Below are 8300 nucleotides of genomic sequence, written 5' to 3'. Positions count from 1 at the left end.
CGCGTGCGGCTGCGCACCTCCAACGGCATGGAGCGCCTGAACGGGGAGATCCGCAGGCGCGAGACGGTCATCCGCATCTTTCCCAATCGCGCTTCCGTCCTTCGCCTCATCGGAGCCATGCTCATGGAAGAGAACGAGTACTGGATGACGAAGAAGCCGTACATGGACATGACGGACTTCAAGGCGTGGAAGAAGCAGAAAGCCACTCAGGGCGCCGGCTCGGAGGAGCAGGAAACCAGCACCACCATGACGGAAGCGACGGACAGCCTTTAAACCCGATTCCATTTTCTACCGAGAAGTGTTTTTACACACAATTATGGACTTGACCTCCTACCAACCCGAGTTACTCGGTTTTTCCGCGTAACTCCCTCCGTTTGGCCTGACAGCACGAATCAAGTAACTCGATTTTTTCGACTTAATCCTTCAACTCCGTGCCTCCAACCGCCATGTAACTCGATTTTTTCGACGTAATCCCTCAACTCCCCGTACCGCCGACCATCTATTAAGCTATCAAGCAAGTTCATACTCGAACGAGCGCACTTTGGAACGTCGGCTCCGACTCTTCCGGACCGGGGAGGAGAGCTGTTCTGCCGTCTCCCGGGTATGCGGGAGACGATTCTCCCTAATAAAAAGGGGGTGGAGAAGTGCTTGGACAAGGCGAAGCGGAGCGAGACGATGCCTTTCGGAGAAGCGGCAGCGGTCCTCTTGGAAGACGGATGGCCTCCGCATAGGAGGTCAGGGGATCAAGCCATCCGGCTTCTGCCGAGAAAGGCTCGGCTCGCGCAGCGGGTTCTTTGTCAAACATGGCCTACTTCTCCGGCTTCCGCGGAGAAAGGCTCGGCTCGCGCAGCGGATTCCTTGTCCTATTGCAAGCCCCACTCGCGCAAGCAAAAAGAGCCTGCTCCCCAGGTCCGCTGGACCTTGAGAAACAGGCTCTCCCCATTACAGGCTCTCCCCATTCAATCGACTAGCTAGCTCTTCTCCGCCGGGAGCGGCTGGAAGATCATCGTGATCGGCAGGTTGCTGCCCGACGCGATCAGGTACGTCAGGTTCAGCGTCTCGCGATAGTTGCCCGAGCGATAAAGCACCATCGCTTCGTCCTGCGAGCGCAGCCAGCCGCTGCGCGGCACCGGCACGAGGCTGCCGTTGACGATGAAGGCGCCCGTATACAGGCCGCCGCGCGGGTTGAGCGCGACGAGCGTGCGCGGAGCGAGCTGGATGTTCATCTTGTACAGCACGCCGAAATTGCCGCGGTTGAGCTGCAGCGAGCCGTCCGTATTGTCGTAGCCGTCCAGATACGGATCGAGCTTGTTGTCGCCGAGCACGATGCGCTCCGCCTTGCCGCCGAGCACGCCCGGGATGTCGATCTCACGCGTAGCGTTGTTGAACGAGCCGCGCGTATGCTTGCCGTCGGCCGGCATGAGCTGCAGGCGGCTCAGCTCCTTGATCGGGTCCTTGCCGTCGGCGACGACGACGACGCGGAAGCGCAGCGTCTGGTCCGAGGTGACGTCCGCATAGGCGGAATAGATCAAGTTCGGCTTGATGAGCGTCGAGATCTCCGTCAGCACCTTGACCGACTGGCCGGGCTTCACCGTCGTGTACTTGACCGTCGGAGGACTCAGCAGCGAGTCCAGATAGCGGACGGTCGACATCTTGCCGGTGTTGTCCTCGTACTGGTCCGGTCCGCCGGCACCGAAATGCTTGACGCCGAACGTCGCCGTGCGGTATCCCTCGTTCGTCGCGACCAGGTACATGCGCACCGGATAGCCGGTCGTGTTTTTGTTATGGAACAGCAGCCGGATGTCGCCCTGGAACTGATCGTCGTACGCGATGCCCTCGGAGGTCCACAGCTCCGGGCTGTTGCTGCGGATCATCTTGGACGGCTCGGAGTGGAAATCGTACGACAGCGTCGGAATGTTCAGCACCGACTTGCCGTCAACCGGGAACATGTCGCCGATCGCCGTGAACAGCTTGCCGTACTCCTCGCGCGTATAAAGCACCTCGTCCGAGATCCGGATCGTCTTCGTGACGCTGGAGGCGTAGCCCTCCTCGTCCGTCACCTCGAGCGTGATCGCCTTCTCGCCGGGCTCGAAGAACACCTCCTGCTTGCCGATCCAGTATTCCTTGAGATCCTTCGTATTGTCGTCCGTGCTGAGGTTCGTAAATTCGATGCGCTCGCCTTGACGGTAGACGTCCTTGTCGGTGCGGAAATCCGCGACCGGAGGCTGGTTCGGCGCATGCACCTGAATCGTCAGCGTGAACGGATCGCTCCAGGCGCCGGTCGCGTCCTGGACGGTGCGGGTAATCGTATAGGTGCCGGGATCGAGGAACACCTCCTGCCGGCCGATCCATTCCTCATTGAGGAGCGGCGCTCCCTCCGGCGAGCTGTAGCGGTCTACGTACGTCACCGGGTCGCCGGTATAGATCTTGGCCGGGTACACGCTGAACGCCGCGCTCGGCTTGGTGTCCCAGGCGAGCGTCACGTTGACGCCGGCCGCCGAGACGCGGCTGCCGGTCGCCAGCGCCCAGGTGCGGATCGGCACCATCATCGAGCCGTTCAGCGAAAAGGCGGCCGCTTGGCCGGTCAGGCTCTGGCCGTTCGCGTTCACGACTTTTGTGTTCATGCGGAAACGGATCTCGCCGGACGGCGTCCGGGCGATGGATTCCTTCGTCTTGGCGTCGTAGGAGACGGCATAGCCGTAACGGGCCGCCATCGAGGCGAACGAGGCGTAAGAGACGCCATCGCGGATGGTGAGAGGCTGAGCGCCGATATGAATCGTGCCGTTCAGCACCATCTGCTTGCTGTTTTTGGTAAGCACGAGCACATTGGACGCGGCTCGCGCGGTCGCGGTGTCCGCGGCGGCTCCACCTAGCAGGGGAACGAGAATAAGAGCAACGACGAGCAGCCACTTGATCGGTTTCATGCTTCGACTCCTTTGTTGTCGGACGGCACCGGATGCCGTGCCTTCCCTATGTCGATAGCATAAACGCCTTTGCCACCGGAAAGTTGCGAGACGGCCGGGAACCGTCACCAATTCGCCACTAAATTTGCCTGCCCGGGTTGCGTTATCCGTTCAGTCTCATATTCGTCAGGAACGCGGCGGAGGCGGCGACGAAAAGCGCCGCGGCCAGGATCGCCGTCAGCAGCCTGCGCCGCCGCAGCAGCCGCAGCCGCTCCGGAGCGTCTCCGCGATGGAGCGCGTCGGCATAGGCGCGGTGCATGAACATCGACCAGATCACCATCGCGACGAAAGCGAGATTGAAAAAGAACCATATGAACTGCCACATCTGACTCGACCTCGATTCGGCTGAAATAAAAGGAGGAGCCTGCCCGGCTGCGGGAGGCTCCATCGGCGTTCAGGCTAGATATACCACATATCCAGCAGCAGATAGAAGACGACGGCGCTGATGACGCTGCCGGCGAAGTAGAGCCAGCCTGCGCGGAACTGCTGCTGGAACATCTTGAGCACCCCGAGGCTGAGCAAGGAAAAGATAAGCAGGATGAAGACGGCGCCGAGCACGAACAAGCCCGCCGGCACGTTGCTGACATCTACGGCAGTCACCTATGACACTCCTTATGTAAAGAAATCTCCTTCTAGCATCATATCGGAAGCGTTTGCTGAACGCAACCCGCATCCGGGCCGGGCCGCTAGGCCCGTGCCGCCCGATCCGCTAGGCGCTGTGCGCCCGAGCGGACCGGGCCGCTCGCGAGGCGGCCGGCATGCCGCCGCGGCATGCGCGGCCGACATCGCTCGACCGGCTTTACGCTGCCGCTCGGCTCGACCGGCTTGACGAGCGGACTCAATCCATGCCCTCTTCGACCGAAATGGTGATATAGCGGCTCACCGGCTTCTTTTTCATCCGGATGCGCAGCACGCCTCCCCGCAGCACCGCCCGCGTCGAACGCGGCAGGATCGGCGAAGGCAGCTTCAGCACCTGCGGCTTGCGTCCGGGAAGTCCTTCCAGCTTGAGACGCTCCTCCTTGGCCATCACGCGCAGCGTATCCCAGTCCGGATCGCCGTTCATCGGCAGCTTGAGCACGAGATAGTCGCGGCTCTCGCTCCACTGGGCTTCGATCGAGGAGATCGCCGCCTGGAACTCCTTCTCCCGCGCCTCCGGCTCGGCCGCCGCTTCCTGCAGTCCCGACAGACCGGCGCTCGGATTGCCGCTCATCGCGCTTTCCATCATGCCTTTGACGAACCGCGCCACCCATTCCGGATCCTTCATCATCTCAAATCCTCTCGGGAGCTGCTGCCTGGACAGCCAATCCTGCAGCCGCTCGAATCTCTCGCCCATGGGCATTCGCCTCCTCATGCCTACGCTATGCACGGAGCCGCCATGCCGTGACAGCTTTCGCCGGGACGGCCCGCCTTTTGGAACATTTGGGCGAATGCCGCATATAGTGGGGATATAGGCGGCAGCCCGGGCGTGGCTGCGGCTCGCCTATCTTTCCGATACCGATACGAGGTGAATCCCATGCCAGCAGCTGTAGGCTTCGTCAACATCGTCAGCATCGGCTCCAGCGGCGTCGTGCAGTTCGGGGATACGGTGCAGATCTCTCCGTCGAGCACATCCAAGACGTATGCCGGCTCCGGCTCCTTCCTCACCGGCGGTCTCACGAACGCCAACAACGGACTGAGCGCGACCAATACGCTGGATCCGGACCTGCAGGACAACTCCAGCAATGAAGTGGCGTCGGGAGCGAACATCATATGAACCTGACCGTCCATCAATCGATCACGATCCATCAGCTGCGCGTCGACAGCGTCGCCAACAGCTCGGTGCTCCAGATCGGCAGCGCCGGCTCCATCCGTCCGGTCTCTCAGCTGTACAACTCGGGCGGCTTCGACAAGCCGGCCGAGGCGCTTACCGCCGCCGAAGAAAGCTCCAACGCCCTGAACTTCGTTCCTTTGCCCAATCCAAGCTGATCCGCCAAGGAGGTGCTGTCCCGGATGGACCCTAAGGACTCTTCCGCCTCCGGCGGATCTTCCCCGAGCGGAGCGCCCGAAGCTCCTCCGAACCGCTCCTTCCTGAGCAACCCATTGCTCGGCATGCTGACCGGAACCGGCGGCATGGGCGGCATGGGGAGCGGCATCGTACCGAAGCTGCTCGGCAAAAGCATGGCATGGCCGGGGCTCGGAGGAGCCTTTCCCGGCATGATGGGCGGGAAAGGCGGCGGCGCGGGCTGGCCGCCTCTCTATCCCGGAGCTGCGGCCGGCCCTGGCGCATGGCCCCCTTATCCGGGCGGCGGCGTCCCGGGATCGTGGGGAGCTCCTGCCCCCTCGCCTGGCTTTCCCGGCGCATGGGGCGGCGGATTCCCCGGCGGAGGCGCGCCGCAAGCGGGGAACTGGAACGTCCCCCAAGGCGCGCCGCAGCCGGGGAGCTGGAACGTCTCCCAAGGCGCACCGCAAGCGGGGAACTGGAACGCCCCCCAAGGCGCGCCGCAGCCGGGGAGCTGGATCGCTCCTCCAGGCGGCCCGCAGGCCGGGGGCTGGATTGCTCCTCCAGGCGACCCGCAGGCCGGGGGCTGGATCGCTCCTCCAGGCGGCCCGCAGGCCGGGAGCTGGGCCGCTGCGCCGCAGCCGGCCGGATGGACTGCGGGCGGAGCCCTGCCTCCGCAGGCGGGCTGGCCTCCCTCGGCGGCTCCGCCGCCCGCCGCACCGCCCGACCCTAGCCTGTCGCCGGCTCCGGGCATCACGGCAGCGACTCCCGCTTCGCCCGCCATCGAAGGCGACAATACGTTCCAAATCCCCGGCGCGACGGTCGTGCCCGAACCGGGCGGCTCGGAGGCCAGCTCGGGCAGCTGGCTGCAGCCGCCCGGCCAGACCTCCTTCGCGCCCCCGTTCGTGCCGCCGCCCGCTCCCGTCCCTCCGCCGTCCGGACCGCAAGCGGCTCCGCTCGGCTCGGCTGCCGGAGGCGCTGCGCCTGCCGGCTTTCCGCCCGGAGCCTTTCCGGCCGGCATCGGCATCCCGGGCATCGACCCTAACTTCGCGCCGGGCTTGAACGAAGAGGCGATTCCAAAAGCAATCGCCTCCATCGACCCGAACTGGGTCCAAAAATGGCAGCATTATCAGGGCTGGCCCTTTTCGGCGCCGCCCTTCCCGTTTGTTCCCGATCAAGCCTCGGAAGCAGCCGCCGAGCAGGCTGCCGCCGAATATCCTTGCGCCGGCAATCTGCTCGATCCGGTCTGCCTGCAGCGCTGCTTGCAGGCGCTCGCCGCCGGCTGGACGGCCCAGCAGCGGCTGAACGAGCATTTGACCTCCTCCATGAAGCGGATCGAAAGCCGGCTGGCGGAGCTCGAGACGCGTCCTTCCTATACGATCGAGAAGCTGGAGTACAACTTCGACCAGCTCAAGGTCGAGCAGCTCGACGGGACGCTGAACATCGGCATGACCGCGCCGTCCGAAGCGCAGATGCAGGAGTTCGGCCAGATGGCTCTGCCCTCCCAGGTGAAGGGCGGCGCCAAGGTGTATCCGCTGCCGATCCCGCAGTCCGCCGCGCCGGGCATCGCGCAGCAGCTGGCCGCCCAGGCGGCCCATTCAGGCACAGGGAGCGGCATCGCGTCGACTCCTGCGGGAAGCCAGGGGCCGGGCGCGCCGGCAGGAGCCTGGACGCCCGGCCCCGAGCAGCCGAGCTTCGGCAATGCGCCGGGCACTGCGCTCGCGCCGAATCTCGTCGGCAGCCAGGCGCCGGGCGTCTTGCCGCCGCAAGCCGGCGGACAGACGCTCGCTCCGGGCGCTGCCGCCCCGCCCGGATTTTCCGGTCCGCCCGGCGCGCCGAACGCCGGGGCCGCCGGCACGAGCGGTATCGCGCCTCCCGGCGGACCAAATGCGCCGGGACTCATTCCCGGCTCTGCGGGCTTCGGCGTGCCGGGAGCGCAAAGCGGCCTGCAGCCGGGGCCGGGCGCCTTCACCGCTCCGGCGCTCGACAACTTCAGCGGGCAGCCGCCGGCCGGCAGCGCGGCCGTTCCGCCAGCCGGCGCCGCTCCGGCTCCGCAGCCCGGCGCCTTGCCCGGCTTCACCGACGTCCGCAGCGTCGTCCACCAGTGGCTGAGCGAGTCGGCGCACGACAAGCTGGAGAGCGCGGCCCGCGGCCATCGGCTGGAGCTGGACCCCTCCCATCGGCAGATGGTCATCGAAGACGTGCGCCGCCAGCTTCCCGACCGGATCCGCCTCTATCTGAACGAAGAGCTCTCCTCCCGCAGCGCGATGCAGGCCGCGGCCGGCTCCCCGCTGCGGAGGGAGCAGCTCCAGCGGACGGCCCAGCGCGCGATTCGCGACGCGGAGACCGCGCTGGAGCAGTACGCGGCCCAGCTGGCGCGGATCGCGCCGCAGCGTAGAAAGGACTGATTCCACTTGGCGATGAATGTGAACATCACGAACCATGTGCTGTCGGTCGGCTCGCTTGAGCTGACCGGCGTCGCCGCGGCCTCGATGCTGCAGATCGGCGACACCGATGCCATCACGCTTTATTCCATCTTCGATACGCCGCCGGAGGCGGTCATCATCGGTCCGTTCGCGCCGCTGCCCGAGCCGCAGGCGGCGCCGGAGGCGGGCATCATCCAGAGCGAAGGCGGCCAGTCGGTCGTGCCGATCGCCGGCACCGGCGAAACGGTTCAGCCGGAAGTCACGCCCGGCGGCCCGATTCCGTTCGGCGCGAACAGCTTCCTGAACCCGACCGGTCCGGTCAACGTGGTCGGCGGATGATCGATTCCGACGCTTCGATCCGCACGTCGTACATCGGCTCCGCCGAGCTGATCAGCATCGGCCTCTCCTCCGTCGTCCAGTTCGGCGACACGGGCAGCGTCAACGCGCGCGTCACCGGCTTGGCGGTGCAGCGGCAGCTCGACCATCGGGCGGGCGGCGAGGTGGACTTCGCCGGCTACTCCCTGTTCGTCAAGCCGTTCAACCCCATCGAGGAGGAATCCTTGGAGGAAGCGGACGTCCGCACGATCCGCTCCAATCCATGTCCGGCCATCCAGGTCGGCTGCGTCAACGTGATCGCCTACAGCTCCGCATCCGTCCTGCTCGGCGGCAACGCCGTCGAGGTCAATCTCGAGTCGAGGCTGAAGCATTTCCGCCAGTACGCCTATGCCATCACCGCCAGCACGGAGCCTACGCCGGCGGCGACAGAGCTCATCGAGTCGGCGGAGCCGGCCGGCTCCGGAGAGCCGCTCCGCCCGATTCTTTCGGCTGATCCGGGACAGCTGCCGGGGTCCGTCAGCCCGCCCGCCGCATACAGTGAGGATGTGAAGTCCGGCAACCCGCATGGCAGGCCGTTCGCGGACTTCGCTCCATGAC

General features: G+C 65.4%; 10 protein-coding genes. 6 read left to right on the top strand and 4 right to left on the bottom strand.

Annotated elements, in window-relative coordinates:
• The coding region (locus H582_RS0118110) for a transposase (protein WP_028599644.1) at positions 1-273 on the top strand (273 nt) is incomplete at its 5' end.
• Between the two features lie 698 nt (positions 274-971).
• Here H582_RS0118110 and H582_RS28375 read toward each other — a convergent pair.
• From H582_RS28375 to H582_RS0118090, 4 genes are all read right to left on the bottom strand, one after another.
• On the bottom strand, positions 972-2924 hold the full coding sequence (locus H582_RS28375) for a stalk domain-containing protein (protein WP_052333406.1): 1953 nt from the start codon (positions 2922-2924) through the stop codon (positions 972-974).
• A 142-nt stretch (positions 2925-3066) separates the two neighbouring features.
• Positions 3067-3288 (bottom strand): hypothetical protein, encoded by a 222-nt coding sequence (locus tag H582_RS0118100; RefSeq protein ID WP_028599643.1) that lies wholly within the window; start codon positions 3286-3288, stop codon positions 3067-3069.
• 74 nt (positions 3289-3362) lie between these two features.
• Positions 3363-3563 (bottom strand): hypothetical protein, encoded by a 201-nt coding sequence (locus H582_RS0118095; protein ID WP_028599642.1) that lies wholly within the window; start codon positions 3561-3563, stop codon positions 3363-3365.
• 238 nt (positions 3564-3801) lie between these two features.
• Positions 3802-4296: an Hsp20/alpha crystallin family protein gene (locus H582_RS0118090; protein ID WP_028599641.1), complete on the bottom strand. Its 495-nt coding sequence runs from the start codon at positions 4294-4296 to the stop codon at positions 3802-3804.
• Between the two features lie 180 nt (positions 4297-4476).
• Between H582_RS0118090 and H582_RS0118085 the strand changes: the two genes are divergently transcribed.
• The 5 genes from H582_RS0118085 to H582_RS0118065 are packed head-to-tail and all read left to right on the top strand — an operon-like array spanning position 4477 to position 8299.
• Complete coding sequence (locus H582_RS0118085) at positions 4477-4716, top strand: spore germination protein (protein WP_028599640.1); 240 nt, start codon at positions 4477-4479, stop codon at positions 4714-4716.
• Positions 4713-4928, top strand: coding sequence for a spore germination protein GerPB (locus H582_RS0118080; protein ID WP_028599639.1), 216 nt, complete (start codon positions 4713-4715; stop codon positions 4926-4928). The genes H582_RS0118085 and H582_RS0118080 overlap by 4 nt, the downstream gene beginning before the upstream one ends.
• 24 nt (positions 4929-4952) lie before the next feature.
• Positions 4953-7349: a spore germination protein GerPC gene (gene gerPC / locus H582_RS0118075; RefSeq protein WP_028599638.1), complete on the top strand. Its 2397-nt coding sequence runs from the start codon at positions 4953-4955 to the stop codon at positions 7347-7349.
• A gap of 6 nt (positions 7350-7355) precedes the next feature.
• Positions 7356-7706, top strand: a complete 351-nt coding sequence (locus H582_RS33265) for a hypothetical protein (protein ID WP_307719969.1) — start codon at positions 7356-7358, stop codon at positions 7704-7706.
• Entirely contained in the window at positions 7703-8299 is a 597-nt protein-coding gene (locus tag H582_RS0118065; RefSeq protein WP_028599637.1) for a spore germination protein GerPE, read from the top strand. Before H582_RS33265 ends, H582_RS0118065 begins: the two co-directional genes overlap by 4 nt.
• Position 8300: the final 1 nt, after the last annotated feature.

Source organism: Paenibacillus pasadenensis DSM 19293, assembly GCF_000422485.1.
Classification (GTDB): Bacteria; Bacillota; Bacilli; order Paenibacillales; family Paenibacillaceae; genus Paenibacillus_O; species Paenibacillus_O pasadenensis.
The sequence above is the reverse complement of the archived record's forward strand: the minus strand, read 5'-3'. Positions and strand labels throughout refer to the sequence as shown.

What these genes read in the sequence shown, in the direction of transcription:
- H582_RS0118085 (WP_028599640.1), top strand. Translation starts at nt 4,477, where the DNA reads ATGCCAGCAGCTGTAGGCTTCGTCAACATCGTCAGCATCGGCTCCAGC.
- H582_RS0118065 (WP_028599637.1), top strand. Translation starts at nt 7,703, where the DNA reads ATGATCGATTCCGACGCTTCGATCCGCACGTCGTACATCGGCTCCGCC.
- gerPC (WP_028599638.1), top strand. Translation starts at nt 4,953, where the DNA reads ATGGACCCTAAGGACTCTTCCGCCTCCGGCGGATCTTCCCCGAGCGGA.
- H582_RS28375 (WP_052333406.1), bottom strand. Translation starts at nt 2,924, where the DNA reads ATGAAACCGATCAAGTGGCTGCTCGTCGTTGCTCTTATTCTCGTTCCC.
- H582_RS0118100 (WP_028599643.1), bottom strand. Translation starts at nt 3,288, where the DNA reads ATGTGGCAGTTCATATGGTTCTTTTTCAATCTCGCTTTCGTCGCGATG.
- H582_RS0118090 (WP_028599641.1), bottom strand. Translation starts at nt 4,296, where the DNA reads ATGGGCGAGAGATTCGAGCGGCTGCAGGATTGGCTGTCCAGGCAGCAG.
- H582_RS0118080 (WP_028599639.1), top strand. Translation starts at nt 4,713, where the DNA reads ATGAACCTGACCGTCCATCAATCGATCACGATCCATCAGCTGCGCGTC.